Here is a 19,935-nt window from a genome sequence, read left to right on the forward strand (position 1 = left end):
GAAGGCCGGAATGCACCGGTCGTACCTGTGGTTCCTGCCCCGTGCACTTTCTCACGCACGGGGGCCATGGGTTGCGGCCAGCACCCGGTCTTCCCTGCGCCCTCTGTATTTGTCGGAGGGACATGCTTCGCAGCAACTCGGGCGCCATGCGCCGCGAGGCTATGATCGCGCGTCCCCAAGCTGTTTGAAATGTGAAACCGGTCCAACCTCATCGTCGTCCCGGCGAACGCCGGGACCCATACGCCGCGGCGGATGTGGCTTGGCGAGGTCTAACGACTGGCCTGCCTCAAACGACGACCTGTGGTTATGGATCCCGGCGTTCGCCGGGATGACGATGGTGGCTGTGGCGTAAGCACAGTCTCTCACCGGCGTCATTGCGAGCGAAGCGAAGCAATCCAGGGCGACGCGAAAGACTCTGGATTGCTTCGTCGCTTCGCTCCTCGCAACGACCGAGTGGGCGGCGTGCCCAGCAATGGCGCGAGGTGGATGTGAGACAGTGCTGCAGTCTGCCGCAAGTCCTACGACGACAGCCGCATATCCAGCAGCCGCCGGCCCTCGGCGCGCAGCAGCTTCTTGACCGCGCTCGAGGCCACGACCTCGCCGTCATTGGCATAGGCTTCGTGGTTCTTCTCGATGTCCTCGAGCCGATACAGGTAGTTCACCATCACGGTCGCGGATTCGCGCTGGCCCTTGGACGAGAGGTCGCCGAGCCAGTTGATGCGCTCGAGTCTCGCGCCGTTGCCGAGGTGGAAGCGGGCGACGGGATCGATCACCTTGCCCTTCGACGTCCGCGCCTTCAGGAAGTAGTGCGCGGCGAGCGGCTCGATCACCGGGCGCAGCTCGGCGGTCATCTCGGCATCCTCGACCCAGCGCGGCTCGTTCAGCAGCTTGAGCACGTTGCGATCCTCTTCGGTCGCATCGGTCGTCGACTTCAGCCAGTGCATGAAGCCGGGCACCGGCGACAGCGTGACGAAGGTGTCCAGCTTCGGCAGCTCGCGCCGCAGCTCCTCGACCACCTGCTTGATCAGGAAGTTGCCGAACGAGATGCCGCCGAGGCCGCGCTGGGTGTTGGAGATCGAATAGAATACGGCGGTGCGGGCGCGGTCGGCCGGCACCGGCGGACGATCGACGGCGAGCAGCGGCGCGATGGCGCCGGGGATGGTCTCGGTCAGCGCGATCTCGACGAAGATCAAGGGCGCATCGGGCATCGCGGGATGGAAGAAGGCGTAGCAGCGGCGATCGACCGGATCGATGCGGCGGCGCAGATCGTCCCAGTCGTGGATCTCGTGCACTGCCTCGTAGCGGATGATCTGTTCCAGAATGTTCGCCGGCGTCGACCAGTCGATCTTACGCAGCACGAGAAACCCCCTGTTGAACCATGAGCTCAAGAGATGCACGACGTCGCGATCGAGCGCGGCGAGTTCCGGATTGCCCTTGATGAGATCCAGGAGATCGGTGCGCATCGCCACCAGCTCGGGCGTGCCGCCCGGCGCGCGGTTGAGCCGGCGGATCAGCTCCTGCCGGCGCGGCTCGGAGGCGAAATGCAGCGCGCTCGCGCCTTCGTCCGATGGCGTCGCGCGCCAGTCGTCGATCGCCTTGGCGAGCCTGGCCTTGTCCGGCCCGAAATCATGCACCAGCGCGGTGAAGAACGCCTTGCGGCCCTCGGGGTCGAGATCGTGATAGCCGTCGAGAACGTCGCGGGCCATCGCCGTGCCCGAGGCCTCGCCGGCGCCGGACACCAGCGCCTCGCACAGCTCGGCCAGGCTTTTCGCATCATGCTTGTCGACAGGGGCGCCGCCGCCGCGCAGCAGCGTCCGGCCTCGCTCGGAAATTGTGGTGATCAGGTCGGTGAAAAAGGCGTTGGCCATCTGATGTCGGTCGAATCCCGGAGCGTGATGAGGGCGATGTTACATGGATTTATGGCAAAGCTGGCGACATTCAAACATAACAAATCGTCAACGCCGCCGTCGCGGCGTGCATATGCGGCCGGCGAGTCATGCACCTGTCTGCTCCGCGAATTCGGTCGGAGTGCGGCCGGTGACCTGCCTGAAGGCATGCGAAAACGCCGGCACGCTGGCATAGCCGAGATCGGCGGCGAGCTGCTTGACGGAGAGGTGACGGTCGGTGGACAGCCGCTCGATCGCGGCGGCGATCCGGGCGCGCTGGCACCACGCCTTGAAGCTCAGCCGCGTCTCCGCCGCGAACAGCCGCGACAAAGTGCGGGCCGAGCTGCCGACCTTGCCCGCCAGGGTCGCCAGGTCCTCCTCGCTCGCGGGAGAGGCGAGGACGAGCTGGGCGGCACGTCTCGCGCGCGGATCCTGCGGCAAGGGGATGAAGGTCGAGGAATCCTCGGCGCGGCGCAATTCGAGCAGAGCGAGCCGCACCAGCAGCGCCGTGCGCTCGGGCCCGCCGTCCGCCGCGAACAGCGCCAGGATCGCCTGGTGCAGCAGCGGCGAGACCTGCACCACGAACTCGCGGTCGAGCCGCGCGCCCCGCGTCTCCCGCTTCAGCCAGTCCAGCTCGAAATACAGCGTCCGCATCTGGCTGTCGGCCAGCATGTCGATGGCGTGGCCATGGCGCGCCGGCACCCAGACCGCGCGGTCCGGTGGCACCAGCCAGCGTCCCCGCGGCGTCGTCACCTGCATCGTGCCGCGCGAGGCGTAGATCAACTGGGATTCACGGTGCATGTGCGGATCGAGCCGCGCACCTTTTTGATAGAGGCGCGCGATCAGATGGACGCCGGGCTCGGTCGTCACCCGGTCGGCGCCGAGCGGCTTCAATGGCGTGTCCACGATGGTCATTGGCGGCTTCTCGTTGGTCGCGTCGACTATAACCGATCCGTCAGGAATCGAGGACAGCTCCCATGAACAGCGCCCGCCGCGTCATCGGCTTCGTCAACGCGGCCCATTTCATCGACCATTATGCGATGCTGATCTTCGCAGCCGCGGTCATCATCATGGGCCCGGCGCTCGGCATGGCCTATGCGGACCTCTTGCCCTATGCGACGCCGGGCTTCATCGCCTTCGGCGCCGGGTCGCTCCTGACCGGCTGGCTCGGCGACCGCTGGAGCCGGCGGCACATGATGCTGATCTTCTATCTCGGCATCGGCTTGTCGATGATCTCGGTCGGCTTGGTGCGGACGCCGTGGCAGCTCGGCGCGGCGCTGCTTTCGATCGGACTGTTCGCCTCGATCTATCATCCGGTGGGAACCGCGATGCTGGTGTCCTATGCCGACCGGCTCGGCCGCGACATGGGGCTGAACGGCGTGTTCGGAAATCTCGGCGTCGCCTCGTCTGCGCTGGTGACCGGCGTGGTCGGGCAATATCTCGGCTGGCGCTTCGCCTTCGTCGTACCCGGGGTGATCACGGTGGCGATCGGCGTGGTATTCGCGCTGGCGGTTGCGCATGAGGACCGCCGGGGATCGAAGCAGGCGGCGGCGCAGGCCCGCGTCGCGCGCGACCAGATGTGGCGCGTGGTGCTGGCGCTGCTGCTGGTGGTGATCGCGATCTCGACGACGTTCAACGCGATCACCGTGGCGCTGCCAAAGCTGTTCGCGGAGCGGCTGGCCGGGTTGACGCAGAGCCCGGCGCTGCTCGGCGTGATCGCGGCCGGCGTCTACGTGTTCGGCGCGATGACGCAGTACACGATCGGGCGGCTGCTCGATCGCTACGCGCTGAAGACGATCGCGCTGCCGCTTTCCCTGGTGCTGGCGCCGCTGCTCTATCTCGCCGCCGATGCGCGCGACTGGGCGCTGATCGTGGCCTCGATCGGCATCGTCATGGGCGCGTTCGGACAGGTCACGGTCAACGACGCGATGGTCGGCAAGTACACGGCGGAGGAATGGCGCTCGCGCGCCTATGCGGTGCGCTATTTCATCGGCTTCACCGCGGCAGGCGCCTCGGTCGGCCTGGTCGCCTGGCTGTATGAGCGCGGCGGCTTCGTCACCATGCTGCAGGCCTTCGCCGCGCTCTGCCTGGTTGCGGTCATCGCCGCGCTGATCCTGCCGCCGGAGCTTCCGGCGGCGCAGCCGGCGCTGCGGCCGGCGCCGGCGGAGTGAGAATGCGATCCACCCAAATTTTCCCAATTGCCAGGCATCCGCCGCCGGCGCAGCCTGGGCCGATATGCGCGTGCGCATACTGATGAGACCCGATTGGCCACCATGCGGGCGGCTGCGCTGGCGACAAGTCATTGAAGCACGACACCATTGAGGATCGACCGATGATCAATCGCTTCAGGAGAATGCTGGTGCTCGGGATGGCCGCGGCGGCCGGCCTTGCAGCCACGCAGGCGCTGGCGCAGAGCGATGCGCAGCGCAACGCGATCAAGTCGGCGTGCCGGTCCGACTACATGGCGAAATGCGCGAGCGTGCCGCCCGGCGGCACGGCGGCGTTCCAATGCCTGCAGAAGAACATCGCGAGCCTGTCCTCATCTTGTCAGACGGCGGTCAAGGCGCTCGAGCCTGCCGCGGAGGCCAAGCCCGCGGCAGAGGCCAAGCCCGCGGCAGAGGTCAAGCCCACGGCAGAGACCAGGCCCTCGGCGGAAGCCAAGCCGCCGGCGGAAACCAAGCCTGCCGCGGAAGCCAAGCCGGCTTCGGTACCGTCCGCCCCGACCAAGCCGGCCGTCGCCGAGGCGAGCAAGCCTCCCGAGCCTCCGAAGGCCGCGGCGCAGCCGGCCGCGGCCGTTGCGGCCGTGCCTACGCAGTCCCCGGCGGCCAAGCCGGCTGCAGCGGCGTCAGCGCCCGCAGCCCAACCGAGCGAGGCGCAGGTGGCCGCGATCCGGAGTGCCTGCGGCTCCGATTACCGCAAGGTCTGCAGCAGCGTGCCGCCGGGCGGCGCCGCGGCGCTGCAATGCCTGGAGCAGAACAAGGCCAAGCTGTCCGCTCCCTGCGCCCAGGCGATGGCGTCTTCGCGCGGCGGCGCCGCGCCGGCGACTGCGGCTGTCGCCGCGCCCGCGGTGACAACCACTGCTGCACCGCCGGCGCTGGTGCTGCGACCGCTGCGGCCGCTCGAGGAGTTGCGCATCGTGAGGGCCGCCTGCGGCGCCGACGCGCGGGCGTTGTGCAGCGGCATCGAGCCGGGTGGCGGTCGAATCGCGCAGTGCCTCGCGGCCAATGCCGGCGCGCTGACGCCTGGCTGCAAGGGCATGCTCGCGCAGTTCGCGGCCAATCGCTGATGCGGAGCGGCTGCCGTCCATGGTTACCATCCGAGATGCATACGAGCGCGATCCACCCAAATTGTCACAATTGTCGGGCGGGGAAGTCCCAGGCAAGGTCGCGACGGGGTGGATATTTGACCAATGAGATCATGATCAGGAGTTTGAAGATGAGCGCCATTGTCTCACGTGCCATTATTTCCACGCTGTGCGGATTGTTCATCCTGGCGGCGATGCCGTTCGTGTCGATGTCGGATGCCAACGCCGTGGTCTGCGCTCGGGGCGTCGTGCGGGCCGGCTGCGCCGGTGCGGCGGGCGCCGTGGTGGTTCGCAAGCCGCCGGTGGCGGCTGCGGCGTGCCGCACGGTCATCGTCAATGGCGTCGCGGTTCGGCGCTGCGTTTAAGCGACGCTTAATCGGTTTTCGGTATCGAGTTATTTGAAACCGTAATTGCGACGCGCAAGTTTTGCGCGTCGCATGCTGCTTTGCGCAAGCGAGGTAAGTTGTATTTAACGGTGCTCCCGGCAAGGTGCGGCTCGTATCCAACCTGCAATCCAATGGGAGAGGGCCATGGCGTTTTGGCGCTGGCTGCGTGACGCAGCCCTGGCAGCTGCGGTAGTCACGTTTGCCGGCAACGCCGCCGGCGCAGCCGGCTTGAAGGAAGAAATCGCGCCGACCGGCAAGCTTCGTGTCGCCATTGCCGTTGGCCCCGCCGGCGGTGCGTTCTGGTGCGTCAAGTCGGACAGCGGCTATTCAGGCGTTCCGGTCGAACTCGGCAAGGCCATGGCCGCGCAGGTCGGTGTGCCCGTCGAGTTCGTCGAGCATCCGAATTCCAATGCGATCACCGATGAAGCTGCTCGGGGCGTCTGGGATGTGGCCTTCATGCCGAAGGACGCGGAGCGCGAAACCAAGGTCTCGTTCGGTCCGGTCTACGATTCGGTCGAGACCACCTTCATCATCCGCGCCGGTCTCGACGTCGCCAACATCGCCGCGCTGGACCAGGCCGGCACCGAGGTTGCGGCCATCAACGACACGACCGTGCTGCGCGGTGCCAAGGCTTTCCTGAAGAAGGCGACCGTCACCGGCTTCAAATCCTACGAGGAAGTCTATGCGCTGCTCAGCGCCGGCGAGATCGACGCGCTCGCGCTGGCGCGCGATCAATTGAATCTCATCGCCAAGCAGATTTCCGGCACCAAGGTGCTCGCCGAGACCTTCAAGAAGACGGACACCGCGGTCGCGGTGCCGCTGAAGCATCCGCAGTCGCTGGCCTTCGTCACCAAGTTCATGACGGATTCCAAGGCGAACGGTTTGCTCAAGAAGGCCTACGGCGCCAACAATCTGAGCGAGTCGACTTTGCTCACCCAGTAAGCGCACCCGACGCTGCTTGGCCGACTCTCCCACGCCACCGGCGGGGGAGAGCCATCGTCTCAGCCGGCACGCTTCATCGTCAGTTCGGCGCCCGCCTCACAATCGGATCGAGGCCGCTTTCCGCGATGACGTGACGCGCGTCCGGTGATTGCAGGAACTTGATGAGCGCCTCGCCGGCCTCCGGCTCCTTGGCGGCCGTAGCGATGCCGGCGGAGAACACGGTGATCTTCTGCAGTCCGGCCGGCAGCGGCCCGACGATGTCGATGCCCTTCACCGGCTTGAGCTCGCCGATCTGCTGAAAGCCGATCTCCGCTTCGCCCTGGGCGACGATCTCGCCGACGGGAGTGGCCGGAATCATCCGCGCCTTGCCTTTCATCTCGTCCTTGATGCCAAGCTTGTCGAACATCTCGGTGGAGACGTAGACGCCGCTCGCGCTGTCCGAATAGGCGATGGTCTTGGCGGCGATCAGCATGCGTCTCACGGCTTCCGCGTTCGAAATATCGGGATGCGGCGTCCCCGACTTGACCGCGACGCCGATCGGCGAGTTGGCGAGGTCCGCGCGGCTATCCGGCGTCACCTTGCCCTTGGTGGTGAGATCGCTGAGCGCGTAGCCCACCATGATGAGGACATCGGCCGGTTCGCCGCGCTCGAGGCGAACGGGAATCGCATTCGTGGTTGTTCCCATCGACGGGCCGTAGGCAATCGTGACCTTGTGACCCGAGCGCCGCTCGAATTCCGGCACCAGGGATTTGAACGCAGCGGTCATGCCGCCGGAGATCATGACGTGGACTTCTGCGGCTTGGGCCGCGGTGGTCAGGAGGAACGCGGCCGAAGCGGCGAGACCGATGGTGCGGAGATGGGTCGAGAGGATCATGGCAGGCTCCGAGGCGAACGGCTGGAGGCCGGGGCGCCTTGGATAGCCCGACTGTGTCGGGAAGGCCAGCGCTCCACAGGGCCGGCCATCCCTCTGCAATGCGTCGCGCTTGCGGCGTCACTGTGTCTGCAGCGCGGCGAGACTGTTCGCCGCCACCTCAGCCGGCCTGATAGGCCGGCGCGGATGCGAGAAAGTCGTTATACGCGTCCGCATCGGGCGGCGTGAACATCTCGGCCAATGGATTGCGCCGTCGGCGCTGAGCGCCGATGTCGGCAAGCAGTTCATCGAAATGCTTGAAGTGATAGGGCGCGACGCAAAGTCCGCCATACACGCCCGCGGCAGGGCGCTCGATCCGCTTGAAATGCAGCATCATCTCGATGTTGTCGCGCATCTCGCGCTCGCTCGGTTGATGCGCCAGCTGTTTGTCGGCATACCGCACCAGCCAGTTGGCGGCCATGTCCGCACAGAGCACGGTGCAGAAGCTCGAATTGAAGCCGACGAATCCCATGTCGGGAAGATCGGGATTGGCGATCAGCCGATAGAGCCGGTACTGCCCGTCCGGATCGACCAGTCTGGCGCGGTCGGCATCCGACAGAAACGGGACCCCGAGCTTGTAGCCGATGGCGAGGATCGCGACGTCGGCCGGAATTCGTTCGCCGCCGCTGGTCACGATGGTGTTCGGCTCGTAATGGCCGAAGGTGCCGTAGACGGCCTTGATCCGGCCGTCTGCGACCATCGGGAAGAAGTCGGGCGTCGCGATCGGGACTGAGCAGTTCACGCCGTCCTCGATCCTGCCCTTCGGCACCATGTTGCATTTGGCGAGCTTCAACTGCATCTTGAGCAGGCTTTCCAGGCCGCGCCAATTGGCCCAGACGAGCGGCTTGGCCAGCAGATGGGCAAGGCGCGAGAGCGGGCCCATGCCCCAGCTTGGGAACATCTGCTCCTGGGCGCGGATATAGAGGATGCGCTTGAAGTTGATCAGACCGCCGATGAAGTAGGGAATGCGCCACACCGCTTCACGAAGCACGATCGTGACCGAGCGCGCGCCGGAGCGCACGGCGTTGACCGCGATGTCGGTTGCCGATTTCGAGCCGCCGAGGACCACCACGTCGCGCCCCTTCGTGAGCGCGGCATCGTTGTATTTCGAGGAATGCAGGATCAAGCCGCCGGCGGCCGCGAATTGATCTTCGCCGCCAAGCGACAACGTCTGCGGCTCGTTGAACTGACCGGTGCAGACGGCGACGAAATCGAAATCCTCCCGGCGCGTCCGGTCTCCTGTTTTGAGGTCGAGGCTCCATCCAGGCTTGCCGTCACTGCGGCGCTGCATCGCAAGCACGGTCGTGTTCAACCGCATCAGGCGGATGAGGTCGTGGGATTTCGCGTAGTCGGCAAGATAGGCATGGACCTGCGGTCCCTTCGGCCATTCGGGGTAGTGATCCGGCATCGCCTTGTCGGTGTAGCGATAGAGCTCCTTGGGGCTCTGCGTCTGCACGTCGGGATAGGACCGCGCGGGCTCCCAGACGCCGCCGAGATCGACGCTCCGCTCGACGATGGTGACGTGGTGCCCGCGGGCGGTGAATGCTTTGGCTGCAGCCAGGCCGGAGACGCCGGCGCCGATCACACAGACATTCTTTCGGCTGATCATGGGACCTCCTTGTTGTCGAGCGCGCAGCCGCGTTCGGGCGGCATTCGCCCGCCGCGCTGCAGAAGCCCGCGAGAGTTTGATGGTGACGAAGGTTGCCCGGCGCGACCGAGGCGTGCGATGCCGACGGATGCGGCAGCATCGAAATCAGGGCGAGAAGGATCTCGCCGATCGCATCTCGTTCGAGCGCAGCCGCTGCTCATGCCGCAGGCGCACGGAGCCGATAGCGATGATCGCGCGCCGTTCGTACCGCAACAAAAGGGCGGGGGCGCCCGCTGGGGCCCGCGCTGCCGCCTAGTCGTTGGCCTCCGGGGGCAGGAAGTCGACCTCGTGTTCCGCCGAGATCCGCACCACTTCGGCTGGGTCGGCGAGATTGTCGAGCATGTTGAACAGCGCTTCCAGCTTCTGCATCGGGGAGACCCAGAACAGCGCGCGCGCCGGCTTGTCGGATTTGTTGAAGTAGCCATGCGGAATGCCGCGCGGCATGCGCACGAGGTCGCCGGCATTCGCCTTGACCCAGACGCCGTCGAGCTTGAGGTCGAGGACGCCTTCCTGCACCAGGATGAACTCGTCCTGGGTGGGATGAACGTGAACCGGCACGAACTGCCCGGGCTCGCTGTTGGTCTCGAAGGCGAACGTGGAGTCGGTGACGGCTTTCGGATAATAGAGCTGACCCAGGATATTCCAGGTCTTGCCGGCATAGCCGGTACCTGCGCGCGTGATGCCTTTTTCGAGTGTGATCATGCCGGATCTCCTTGCTGCACGCGTGGGAGGATCAAGCCGGGGCGACGCCGAGTCTATCCAGAAAACGAATCCCTCGACGTCAGTTGCTAATTATTATAGGTTTCAAACGATCTCGACGGGCGACGTAGGCCATGACTGCAGATGCAGCCGCTGATCGTAGTTGGAAGTCTCCGGCTGTGCCGCGGCTTACAGCCTATGGCCGTGTTGCAACGCACGATGTCGATGAGGCGGCTGAACAAATAGGCCGCATCTTCTGTCCGCATGGGCTGCAACCGGAGGCGGATACTGCGCGCGATTTCCTCGCTCTGCATAATTGCGCGGCATTCGATGGCTTTTCCATTAACTACGTCGCCTATGGCGGTGCGGTAACCATCGATCCGGGCTGTCTCGACCGCTTCTTTCTGCTGCAGCTCCCGCTGGCGGGGACCGCGCGGGTCTTTGCCGGGGCCGGCGAGGTCGCGACGGCGCCAGACCATGCGGCATCACTGCTGTCGCCGACATTGCCCACGCGGATGGTCTGGGACGCTTGCGCTCAGTTGATCCTGTTGCTCGACCGCCGTCTCGTGGAACAGCGCGCAGCAGCGCTGTCCGGGCGCGCGGTGCAACCGATCGAATTCGATCCCGCAATCGCGTTGTCGGGATGTCCTGGCTCGCGGCTCCGGGCTCACATGCTCGGGCTCGCGGACCTCGCCGAGCGTCTCGGCGGTGGGCGCGGCCTGCCACCGGTTGCGGCAGCCAATTGGCGCGAGACGCTGCTGGACATTCTGTTCGAGCAGCCCGGCAATGGCCTGGCGGAAGCGATCAGGCTGCATTCCGGCCGGGTCGAGACATTGCCGCAGGCCGTCCGCCGGGCGCGTGATCTTCTGGCAGCGCACGCAGCCGAACCGCTCGATCTGGCGCAACTTGCGGCGTCGTCAGGCGTGGGGATCCGGGCGCTGCAGGGCGGCTTTCGCCGCCATTTCGGGATGTCGATCTCCGACATGCTGCTCGACATCCGGCTGGCGCGGCTCAATGCGCAATTGATGGCGGCTCCACCGGAGGCGCGGATCATCGACATCGCCTTCGACCTTGGCTTCACCCATCTCGGGCGGATGGCGGGGGCCTATCGCAACAAGTTCGGGGAGGCGCCGTCGGCCACGCTGCAACGCGTGCAGCGCAGTCGCTTCACGAATTGACGTGCACGAAATCCCGCAGCAGCGGATAGATCTCGTTATTCCACTTCTTGCCGCTGAACACGCCGTAATGGCCGACGCCGGCCTGCATGTGATGGACGCGGCGATAGGCGCGCACATTGGTGCAGATGTCCTGCGCCGAGAGCGTCTGGCCGATCGAGCAGATGTCGTCACGCTCGCCCTCGACCGTCATCAGGCCGATGCGCCGGACTGCCTTCGGGTCGACGGGACGGCCGCGATGCATCAGTCTGCCTTGCGGCAGCAGATGCTCTTGGAAAACGTCGCGCACCGTCTCGATGTAGAACTCCGCCGGCAGATCCATCACCGCGAAGTACTCGTCGTAGAAGGTCTTGATCGTTTCGGCCTTCTCGACCTCGCCTTTGGCGAGATGGTTGGCGAGATCCATGTGCTGCTTGACGTGGCGCTCGAGATTCATCGAGACGAAGGCCGTGAGCTGCACGAAGCCCGGATAGACCTTTCGGAAGGCGCCCCTGCATTGAAAGGGCACGTAGTGGATCAGGTTGTCCTCGAACCAGTCGATCGGCTTGCTCTTGGCGAACTCGTTGACCTTGGTCGGCTGGATCCGCGTGTCGATCGGTCCGGCCATCAAGGTCAAGGTGGCGGGGCGCGACGGATGGTCGTCCTCGCACATCACGGCGGTGGCCGCGAGTGCCGACACCGACGGTTGGCAGATCGCGACCATGTGCGGCCGCGGACCGAGCTGGCTGAGAAAACTGATGAGATGATCGGTGTAATCTTCCAGACCGAAGCGGCCGTGATCGCGCGGGATGTCTCGCGGATTGTGCCAGTCTGTGATATAGACGTCGTGATCCTGCAGTAGCGTCTTCACGGTGCCGCGCAGCAGGGTGGCGAAATGGCCGGACATTGGCGCGACAAGCAGCACCTTGGGCTGCTCCGGCGCAGCGTCCTTCTTGAAGTGCAGGAGCGAGCCGAACGGCGTCTTGAACGTGACCTCTTCGGTGACGGCGAGTTCGCGGTTGCCGACCATTACGCTATCGATGCCATACGCCGGGCGGGCGTAGGTCAAGGCTGAGCGGGAGATCAGCTCAAGCGCGGCGGACAGACGCCGCATGGCGCGGCTGGATAGCCCTGATGGGATCAGGTTGAGATAGCGCATGGCGGCTGCCGCGCTCTGGCGCCACGGCTCGGTCAGGTCCATGTGGTTCTGATAGGCTTGGTACAGCAGCGCCATCGCGTCCGATCCATTACATGCATTGCTGTATGCAATATCGGAGCCAGAACGGCCGAGTCTTGCCTGAAAAACTGGCATGTCGCTTGCTCGATGATATCTCCGACGTATCCGGCTCCGCGCATGATGCCGGTCGCACGAGCGGCACGATGGGCGAACGACAAACGACAATGCGGCAAGAGGGTAGGGCGACATGGCCAAAGCGACGTTGACCATCAGCAGCAAGAATTACTCGTCGTGGTCGCTGCGCGGCTGGCTGCTCGCCAGGTTTGCCGGACTGGATTTTGACGAGGTGATCGTCGGTCCGGACGACGCATCGGCTCGCGCCGAGATCCTGCTGCTGTCGTCCTCGATCCTGGTGCCGTGCCTACGCCACGATGGTGCGACGATCTGGGATACGCTGGCGATCGGCGAGTATCTCAACGAGACCTTTCCGGAGGCGGGCCTGCTGCCAGCCGACCGCATCCAGCGCGCGCATTGCCGCTCGATTTCGGGCGAGATCCATTCTGGCTTCACGACCCTGCGGGCGTCGCTGCCGGTCAATCTCAAGGGCCACTTTCCGGGCTTCAAGGTCTGGACGCGGGCGCAGGCCGACATCGATCGCATCTGGGCGATCTGGCGCGACTGCCTGGACATATCCGGCGGCCCATTTCTGTTCGGCCAGCGAGGCATGGCGGATGCGATGTATGCGCCGGTGGTGACGCGCTTCGTGACTTATTACGTGAAGCTCGAGCCGCGGCTCAGGGCCTATGCCGACCTGATCATGGCGATGCCGGAGATGCAGCAATGGATCGAGGCCGCCAAGGCCGAGCCCGAGGAGATCGAGGAGCTGGAGGTCGAGTACTAGGTGTACTGCCGTCAGCGGCGCGTGCCCGCGGCCCTTTGCAGCCGCGGCTCCAACGGCTCACGCCGCGGGCAGCGGCTGCTCAATTTGAAGCCGGATTTGCGTCTTCTCGGCGCGTGGCGCGGGCTGTCAGCACCTCACCATTGCCGTGTGGCGTCGGCCAAAACCCGGTTGTCGGCAATCAGTTCGGCTCGCGATGCCGCCCTGGCCTACCGATCTCTGCGTTGCAGACAGGGCGTGGCGTGGTTTTCGCATGGCACAATCCGCTTTCGGACGTGGTGGCCGCTGTGGCCGATCGATGGGCCGCAACGGTCGCCGATGTCGCGATCAACCGGTGGAGGCCGTCATGAACCAGCATGCAGTGGTGACCAAGTTCTCGCACGTGAAGCCCGAGGACACCGACTACAAGGGCGGTGGGTTGCGCGACTTCTTCCTGTACCGCGATCTCGGCATCGCCGACGCCACCGGCGGCCAGGTGATCTGCCACCTCGTCAAGGCCAATCCGGATTGTCCGCCGGTGGATGGCACAGGTTGGCATCGCCATGATTGCGATTTCCAGATCGTCATCATGATGAAGGGCTGGGCCCGCTTCATGTACGAGGACAAGCCGACCCTGGTGAAGGCCGGCGACGTCGTGCACCAGCGTCCCGGCATCGTGCACTACCTCTACGATTATTCCCCTGACATGGAATATATGGAGATCGTCAGCCCGGCCGACTTCAAGACGGTCGAGATGCCGCCGGCGACCGACAACGTGCCGCCGGTCACGCCCTGGACCTGAGCGCCAGATCTGCCTCTCCGTTAGTCTTTGGCATCCGGTTGCGGCAAGCGGCCGGAGGCTTCCCCTCACGATGTGGTGGGTCGTCTCCGATGTGTCCGACATCTAGCGTGAACAGATCGCGCACCAGATGCGGCATCCGATTCGGACGCGATTCGTTCCAGCAGCGTTCCAAGGATTAAGACTGCAAGGAAGCGCCGTCGCATTTTGAAACACGGCACGCGCGCTGCCCGTCTCGCGCCTTGGTGCTCTACATTGCCCCTTGCGACCGGTCTGGCGCCGGTCCATCACCCGCGAGGGGAGCATCGATCATGACATTGACCACATTGGCTTGGCTCGCGCTCGCGGCCTACGGCGCGCATATTCTCGAGGAATACACGTTCGATTGGCGCAATTGGGCGCGGACGGTGATGAAGCTGCCGGTCGAGTGGAGCGACTTCTACGTGACGAACGCGCTGGTGGTCGTGCTCGGCGCGGTGCAGGCAGAGCTTGCCGAGACGTGGCCGCCGGCCGCGCTCACCTACGCGGCGCTGATGATCATCAACGCCGTCTTCTTCCACATCCTGCCGTTCCTGCGCAGCGGAGGCAGATTCTCGCCGGGGCTGGCGACGGCGCTGATTCTGTTCTTTCCGATTGCAATTGCGATGTGGCGGCGAGCGTGGGGTGACGGTGTGCTCGACGTTGGAACGGCTGCCCTCGCGATCGTCGCCGGCTCGCTGCTGATGGCCTATCCGGTCGTGATGCTCAATCTGCGTTCAAAACCATATTTTCGGCAAGACCGGCCCTGAGCAGAACTCAGGGCCCGGCATGATCAATAAGACGAAGCGCGATCGGCAACGAAGCTCGGCTGCGGACGGCGTCCATTGCGCTCGTCAAATCGCGCGCGCGGGAACCGCCAGCCGATGACGGTGGCTTCGAGCGCGCCGCCGGATTCCTTGTTGTGCCATTTGCCATCAATGTAGAAGCAGGGGAACGGCAGTTGATAGGTGCCGCTGTGATCCTCGCACAGCACCTCGACCGTCTGTCCGGGCGGCGGCTCACCGCTGCCGTCGAATTGCGCCAGCCGTTTTTCGCGCGTAGCCATTCTGTCCATCTCCCTAAAAACGGGTCCCAGCCGGAACTTCAATGCGCGATTGAGGTCTCAGTATGGTATCAATCAGGAAACTCCGTCAGTTCCACGCAAAATCATGTGTTGGGCAAGCCAATGAGAAAATTGTGATGCGAAAATTCATTGCCGCGCGAATCATCTTTGCCGCGAGCGCGCTCGCGACAGGTGTGAGTTCTGCCGGACATGCGCAGGATATTCCGGGCATCGAAATCTGCACTGCAGAAAAGGCGATGGATCGACGGACATCATGTCTGCAGAGCAATATCGATTTCCTGCAGAAGACGATGACCAAGCAATCGCTCGATCAGCAGCAGAAGCTCGATGCGGCGAATCGGCAGATCCAGGCGCTGAAGGCTGCGCTGATCTCGCAGCAGGGCCTGATCGACGAACTCAAGGCGTCGCAGGCGAAACTTGCGGACGAGCTGAGGAAGAAGGCCGATGCGCCGGCCGCCAAGGACGCGGCGCCGGCGAAGCCGGCCGGCAAATAGTACGGCCCGCAGCGCAACAACGATCAAGCGCATGTGGATCTCCGCGCGCAGGATCGGGCGCTTCGACAGGAGAGAGGCGTGTCCACCAACCCGGCCCAGAAAGCGCTCTGGTTCATCGAGAGCCATCTGTCGGCGCCATTGACGCTGGATGAGGTCGCGGCCATCGCCGGCGTGTCGCGCTTCCACATCGTGCGCGCGTTCGCGGCGGCGACCGGCGTCTCGGTGATGCGCTATGTCAGGCTGCGCCGTCTCAGCGAGGCGGCACGGGCTCTTGCCTCTGGCGCACCCGACATTCTCAGTCTCGCGCTCGAGGCTGACTACGGCTCCCACGAAGCGTTCACGCGCGCGTTCCGCGACCAGTTCGGCGTCACGCCGGAAGCGGTGCGCGCCCGTGCGCGCCTCGACGGCCTCGCACTGCAGGAGCCGATCCTGATGGACCAGACCCCGCTCGATGATCTCGCCGCCCCACGCTTCGTCACCGCGCAGCCGCTGCTCGTCGCCGGCCTCGGCGACCGCGTCAGCGTCGACAATGGCGCCGGCATCCCGGCCTTGTGGCGTCGCTTCAACGAGATCGTGGACGAGGTTCCGGCGCGCCGCGGCGTGGTGGCTTATGGCGTGTGCTGCAACGGCGACGATGCCGGCAATTTCGACTATATCGCCGGCGTCGAGGTGGCCGATTTTTCCGACCTGCTTCGGACCTTCAGCCGCGTGCGGGTTCCGGCGGCGACGTTCGCCGTGTTCACCCATGCCGGCCACGTCTCGTCGATCCGCCGCACTGTACACACGATCTGGAATCGCTGGTTGCCGCAGTCGGGCTATGAGGTCGCCGATGCGCCGAACTTCGAGCGCTATGACCAGCGTTTCGACCCGCTCACCGGCAATGGCGGCCTGGAAATCTGGCTGCCGGTGATCCGCTAAACATCGCGCGCGGTACCAACTTGCGTCGACACGCTGCAAGCGTCTCCCTCAGCAGGGCTGCTCTGCGGTCTCGCGCTCAGCCGCTTGCTTGGCAAGCCGTGGCGGCTTTGCGATAACCTCACGCCTAACAACCATGCGCCGCATGCGCGGCGACGAAAGCGGGAGGTCGTCCGATGTCCGACATGCGCGTGCTCGCCACAGATCTGGAATTTCCGGAAGGGCCCGTGGTGATGCCCGACGGCTCGGTGGTGCTGGTCGAGATCCGCGGCAAGCGCCTGACGCGGGTGTTTCCCGACGGCCGCAAGGAGATCGTGGCGCAGATTCCGGGCGGGCCGAACGGCGCAGCCCTCGGGCCCGACGGCAAGATCTACATCTGCAACAATGGCGGCTTTTCCTGGATTCCGACCGGCAAGATGATCATGCCGGGCCCACAGCCCGAGGACTATCTCGGCGGCTCGATCCAGCGCGTCGATCTGCAGAGCGGCAAGATCGAGACCGTCGTCAGCCGCTGCGGCGAGCACGCGCTGCGCGGGCCGAACGATCTGGTGTTCGACCGTCACGGCGGCCTGTGGTTCTCGGACCTCGGCAAGCGCCGCGCCCGCGACATGGACGTCGGCGCGTTCTATTACCTCAAGCCCGGCATGAGCGAGATCATCGAGGCCGTCCACGGCATTCTGCCGGCCAACGGCATCGGGCTATCGCCGGACGAGAAGACGGTCTACATCGCGGAGACGCCGACCGCACGTCTCTGGGCCTACGATCTCGCCGAGCCCGGCACCGTGAAGCCGCGCGAGGTGATCTATCGCGGCGAGCGCGGCCGCCCGATCGCGGGGCTCGGAGGCTACCAGATGTTCGATTCGCTCGCGGTCGAGGCGAACGGCAATGTCTGCGTCGCCACGCTGGTGACCGGCTGCATCAGCGTCATCGCGCCCGACGGCACGCTGGTAGAGCAGGTGCCGACCGGTGACCGAGTCACGACGAACATCGCCTTCGGTGGTCCCGAGCTGAAGACGGCCTACATCACGCTGTCGGGCAGGGGTGAGCTGGTGGCGATGGACTGGCCGCGACCGGGCCTGGCGCTGAATTTTCTGAACAAGTGACGCTCTACGTGATAGTTCCGTCATCGCGAGCGTCAGCGAAGCCATCCGGAGCGGCACATGCGACTCTGGATTGCTTCGTCGCTCGCTCTCCTCGCAATGACGGACACTGCTGATGCCCTTTCTTGAACCAGTCACCCTTCGCGGCCCGCATGCGAGCCTTGTGCCGCTGTCGGCGGACCATCACGACGCGCTGGTCGAGGCCGTAAGTGACGGCGAATTGTGGAAGCTGTGGTACACCGCAGTTCCGAAACCCGAGACCATGGCCAAGGAGATCGAGCGGAGGCTCGGCCTGTTCGCCACGGGAAGCATGCTGCCGTTCACGGTGCTCGATGCCGACGGCCGTGTCGCCGGCATGACCACCTACATGAACGTCGATGCCGCCAACCGCCGCGTCGAGATCGGCTCGACCTGGTATGCGAAGCGGGTGCAGCGCAGCGCGCTCAACACGCAGTGCAAGCGGCTGCTGCTGGCGCACGCCTTCGAGGCGATGGACTGTATCGCCGTCGAGTTCCGCACCCATTTCTTCAACCACCAGAGCCGGCGCGCCATCGAGCGGCTCGGCGCCAAGCAGGACGGCATTTTGCGCAGCCACCAGATCGCGCCGAACGGCACGCTGCGGGATACCGTCGTCTACAGCATCACCGCGGCCGAATGGCCGACCGTGAAGGCGCATCTCGACTACCAATTGAATGACAAGCCGCGCTGACCGCGCTATGGCCGCTTGCCGCCTCGCGCGGCTGATGATGACGAGACCGGGACGAACGACCAGATGGATACCTTCGACTATGTGATCGTGGGCGCCGGCTCCGCCGGCTGCGTGCTGGCGAGCCGCCTCAGCGAGGACCCTGAGGTCACGGTGTGCGTGCTGGAGGCGGGGCCGCGCGACTGGCATCCCTACATCCATCTGCCCGCCGGCTTCATCAAGACCTTCTACATGAAGAGCATCAACTGGGGCTATCAGCAGGAGCCGGGGCCGTACACGGCGGGGCGCAGCATCTATGCGCCGCGCGGCAAGACGCTCGGCGGCTCCTCCTCGATCAACGGCCATGTCTACAATCGCGGCCAGCGCCAGGATTTTGACACCTGGGCGCAGATGGGCAATCGCGGCTGGAGCTATTCCGACGTGCTGCCGAATTTCAAGCGCATGGAGAAGCGCATTGGCGCCGGCGAGGACCAGTATCGCGGCCGCGACGGCAACCTCATCGTGACCACCATGGAGTGGAAGGACACGCTGTGCGAGGCTTTCATGGATGGCGCTGTCTCGCTCGGTATCCCGCGCAACCCGGACTACAACGGCGCCATCCAGGAAGGCGTCTCATACGTCCAGCGCACCATCCAGAACGGCCGCCGCGTGTCGTCGGCGACCGCATTCCTGCGTCCGGCCAGCAAGCGGCCGAACGTCGAGGTTCGCACCCACGCCCATGCCACCGGCGTTGTGCTGGAAGGCAAACGCGCGGTCGGCGTGCGTTACAGCCGCGGCGGGCGCGGCGGGGCGCCGGTCGAGGTGCGCGCGCGAAAAGAGGTGATCCTGTCCGGCGGTGCCTACAACTCGCCGCAGCTCTTGCAGCTCTCGGGCATCGGCGCGCCCGCGCTGCTGCAGGAGCATGGCATCGAGGTGCGCCATGCGCTCAACAGCGTCGGCGAGGGCCTGCAGGACCATTACGCGCCGCGCACGGTGGCGCGTGTCAAGAACATCAAGACCGTCAACGAGCTCGCGCGCGGCCTCAATCTATGGGGCGAGGCGCTGAAATGGGCGGTGACGCGGCGCGGCATCCTGTCGCTGTCGCCGACCATGGTCTACTGCTTCTGGCATTCCGGCGAGACCGCCGAGCGCTCCGACCTGCAGCTCACCTTCACGCCGGCGAGCTACAAGGAGGGCGTGCAGGGCCAGCTCGAGGACGAGCCCGGCATGACGGTCGCTTCCTGGCAGCAGCGCCCGGAGAGCCGCGGCTACGTCCGCATCCGCTCCGCCGACCCGTTCGCGCCGCCGCTGATCCAGACCAACTATCTCACCGCCGAGCTCGACCGCCGCGTGGTCGTCGCCGGCATGAAGCTGGCGCGCCGGCTGCTGGCCTCGGCCCCGCTCGCGCCGTACTACGCCTATGAGGATTTCCCGGGACCGAAGGTGAACAGCGACGACGAGTTCCTGGCCGCGGCGACGCAGCGCGCCACCACCACCTTCCATCCCGGCTGCTCCTGCCGGATGGGCCCAGCGGACTCGACCTGGGCAACGGTCGACGACCAGCTCCGCGTCCATGGTCTCGAGGGCCTGCGCGTTGCCGACGCCTCGATCATGCCGCGCATGATCTCCGCCAACCTCAACGCCGCGACCCTGATGATCGGCGACAAGGCGGCGGACCTGATTTTGGGCAAGGCGCCGGTGGCGGAGAGTTTGTCGGCGTAGTTGGGGCCGTCGCCGCTTATCGTTCGAGCCCGTGTCGTGCCGCACGACCAGTGCGCCCCCCTCCCCCTTGCGGGGAGGGGTCGGGGGTCCCCGGGCGCTGAACTAAGTTGCAAGCTCACGTTCGGCAGATGGGCT

The 19,935-nt window shown here is 65.4% G+C and carries 20 protein-coding genes; 13 read left to right on the forward strand and 7 right to left on the reverse strand.

All coding sequences use genetic code 11. The features are described 5' to 3' along the window. Positions 1-518: 518 nt before the first annotated feature. Positions 519-1,868 (reverse strand): malonyl-CoA decarboxylase, encoded by a 1,350-nt coding sequence (locus ACQR1E_RS13810; protein ID WP_315718038.1) that lies wholly within the window; start codon positions 1,866-1,868, stop codon positions 519-521. 126 nt (positions 1,869-1,994) lie between these two features. Continuing rightward, entirely contained in the window at positions 1,995-2,801 is an 807-nt protein-coding gene (locus tag ACQR1E_RS13815) for an AraC family transcriptional regulator (protein WP_315750222.1), read from the reverse strand. Between the two features lie 62 nt (positions 2,802-2,863). Between ACQR1E_RS13815 and ACQR1E_RS13820 the strand changes: the two genes are divergently transcribed. From ACQR1E_RS13820 to ACQR1E_RS13835, 4 genes are all read left to right on the forward strand, one after another. Beyond that, a complete protein-coding gene (locus ACQR1E_RS13820; RefSeq protein WP_434897174.1) occupies positions 2,864-4,057 on the forward strand; it encodes an MFS transporter in 1,194 nt (397 codons plus the stop codon). A 161-nt stretch (positions 4,058-4,218) separates the two neighbouring features. Then, positions 4,219-5,172, forward strand: coding sequence for a hypothetical protein (locus tag ACQR1E_RS13825; protein WP_434897175.1), 954 nt, complete (start codon positions 4,219-4,221; stop codon positions 5,170-5,172). A 149-nt stretch (positions 5,173-5,321) separates the two neighbouring features. After that, positions 5,322-5,555 (forward strand): hypothetical protein, encoded by a 234-nt coding sequence (locus ACQR1E_RS13830; RefSeq protein ID WP_315718042.1) that lies wholly within the window; start codon positions 5,322-5,324, stop codon positions 5,553-5,555. Between the two features lie 165 nt (positions 5,556-5,720). Beyond that, the gene (locus tag ACQR1E_RS13835) at positions 5,721-6,518 is read left to right on the forward strand and encodes a transporter substrate-binding domain-containing protein (protein ID WP_315718044.1); all 798 of its coding nucleotides are present in this window, start codon (positions 5,721-5,723) and stop codon (positions 6,516-6,518) included. Between the two features lie 79 nt (positions 6,519-6,597). On the opposite strand, the gene ACQR1E_RS13840 is transcribed toward ACQR1E_RS13835, so the two are convergent. The 3 genes from ACQR1E_RS13840 to ACQR1E_RS13850 form a co-directional block, all read right to left on the reverse strand. Further along, the gene (locus ACQR1E_RS13840; protein WP_434897176.1) at positions 6,598-7,392 is read right to left on the reverse strand and encodes a substrate-binding domain-containing protein; all 795 of its coding nucleotides are present in this window, start codon (positions 7,390-7,392) and stop codon (positions 6,598-6,600) included. A gap of 157 nt (positions 7,393-7,549) precedes the next feature. Continuing rightward, positions 7,550-9,037, reverse strand: a complete 1,488-nt coding sequence (locus tag ACQR1E_RS13845; protein WP_434897177.1) for a flavin-containing monooxygenase — start codon at positions 9,035-9,037, stop codon at positions 7,550-7,552. Positions 9,038-9,328: 291 nt separating this feature from the next. Next, positions 9,329-9,778 carry a cupin domain-containing protein gene (locus ACQR1E_RS13850; RefSeq protein WP_315718048.1) on the reverse strand — a complete coding sequence of 150 codons (450 nt, stop codon included), beginning with the start codon at positions 9,776-9,778 and terminating at the stop codon, positions 9,329-9,331. Positions 9,779-9,909: 131 nt separating this feature from the next. On the opposite strand from ACQR1E_RS13850, the gene ACQR1E_RS13855 reads away from it, so the two are divergent. Continuing rightward, entirely contained in the window at positions 9,910-10,953 is a 1,044-nt protein-coding gene (locus ACQR1E_RS13855; RefSeq protein WP_316226440.1) for an AraC family transcriptional regulator, read from the forward strand. Here the strand turns inward: ACQR1E_RS13855 and ACQR1E_RS13860 are convergent. Continuing rightward, on the reverse strand, positions 10,943-12,163 hold the full coding sequence (locus tag ACQR1E_RS13860) for a polyhydroxyalkanoate depolymerase (protein ID WP_316169159.1): 1,221 nt from the start codon (positions 12,161-12,163) through the stop codon (positions 10,943-10,945). The two genes, ACQR1E_RS13855 and ACQR1E_RS13860, sit on opposite strands and share 11 nt — an antisense overlap. A gap of 190 nt (positions 12,164-12,353) precedes the next feature. Between ACQR1E_RS13860 and ACQR1E_RS13865 the strand changes: the two genes are divergently transcribed. The 3 genes from ACQR1E_RS13865 (at position 12,354) to ACQR1E_RS13875 (ending at position 14,570) form a co-directional block, all read left to right on the forward strand. Then, on the forward strand, positions 12,354-13,007 hold the full coding sequence (locus ACQR1E_RS13865; RefSeq protein ID WP_434897178.1) for a glutathione S-transferase family protein: 654 nt from the start codon (positions 12,354-12,356) through the stop codon (positions 13,005-13,007). Positions 13,008-13,350: 343 nt separating this feature from the next. Next, a complete protein-coding gene (locus tag ACQR1E_RS13870) occupies positions 13,351-13,785 on the forward strand; it encodes a cupin domain-containing protein (RefSeq protein ID WP_315718052.1) in 435 nt (144 codons plus the stop codon). A gap of 308 nt (positions 13,786-14,093) precedes the next feature. Further along, positions 14,094-14,570 (forward strand): HXXEE domain-containing protein, encoded by a 477-nt coding sequence (locus ACQR1E_RS13875; protein WP_315718053.1) that lies wholly within the window; start codon positions 14,094-14,096, stop codon positions 14,568-14,570. A 23-nt stretch (positions 14,571-14,593) separates the two neighbouring features. Here the strand turns inward: ACQR1E_RS13875 and ACQR1E_RS13880 are convergent, their stop codons facing one another. Further along, positions 14,594-14,866: a hypothetical protein gene (locus ACQR1E_RS13880; RefSeq protein WP_315718054.1), complete on the reverse strand. Its 273-nt coding sequence runs from the start codon at positions 14,864-14,866 to the stop codon at positions 14,594-14,596. A gap of 134 nt (positions 14,867-15,000) precedes the next feature. On the opposite strand from ACQR1E_RS13880, the gene ACQR1E_RS13885 reads away from it, so the two are divergent. The 5 genes from ACQR1E_RS13885 (at position 15,001) to ACQR1E_RS13905 (ending at position 19,800) form a co-directional block, all read left to right on the forward strand. Continuing rightward, a complete protein-coding gene (locus tag ACQR1E_RS13885) occupies positions 15,001-15,378 on the forward strand; it encodes a hypothetical protein (RefSeq protein WP_315718055.1) in 378 nt (125 codons plus the stop codon). Positions 15,379-15,456: 78 nt separating this feature from the next. Further along, positions 15,457-16,296 carry an AraC family transcriptional regulator gene (locus ACQR1E_RS13890; RefSeq protein ID WP_316226439.1) on the forward strand — a complete coding sequence of 280 codons (840 nt, stop codon included), beginning with the start codon at positions 15,457-15,459 and terminating at the stop codon, positions 16,294-16,296. 173 nt (positions 16,297-16,469) lie between these two features. Beyond that, on the forward strand, positions 16,470-17,396 hold the full coding sequence (locus ACQR1E_RS13895) for an SMP-30/gluconolactonase/LRE family protein (RefSeq protein ID WP_315828293.1): 927 nt from the start codon (positions 16,470-16,472) through the stop codon (positions 17,394-17,396). Positions 17,397-17,508: 112 nt separating this feature from the next. Next, a complete protein-coding gene (locus ACQR1E_RS13900; protein ID WP_316186792.1) occupies positions 17,509-18,102 on the forward strand; it encodes a GNAT family N-acetyltransferase in 594 nt (197 codons plus the stop codon). A gap of 63 nt (positions 18,103-18,165) precedes the next feature. Next, a complete protein-coding gene (locus ACQR1E_RS13905) occupies positions 18,166-19,800 on the forward strand; it encodes a GMC family oxidoreductase (protein WP_316167553.1) in 1,635 nt (544 codons plus the stop codon). The last annotated feature ends 135 nt before the right edge of the window (positions 19,801-19,935 follow it).

Source organism: Bradyrhizobium sp. HKCCYLRH1030 (assembly GCF_051168395.1).
In the GTDB taxonomy this organism is placed as follows: domain Bacteria; phylum Pseudomonadota; class Alphaproteobacteria; order Rhizobiales; family Xanthobacteraceae; genus Bradyrhizobium.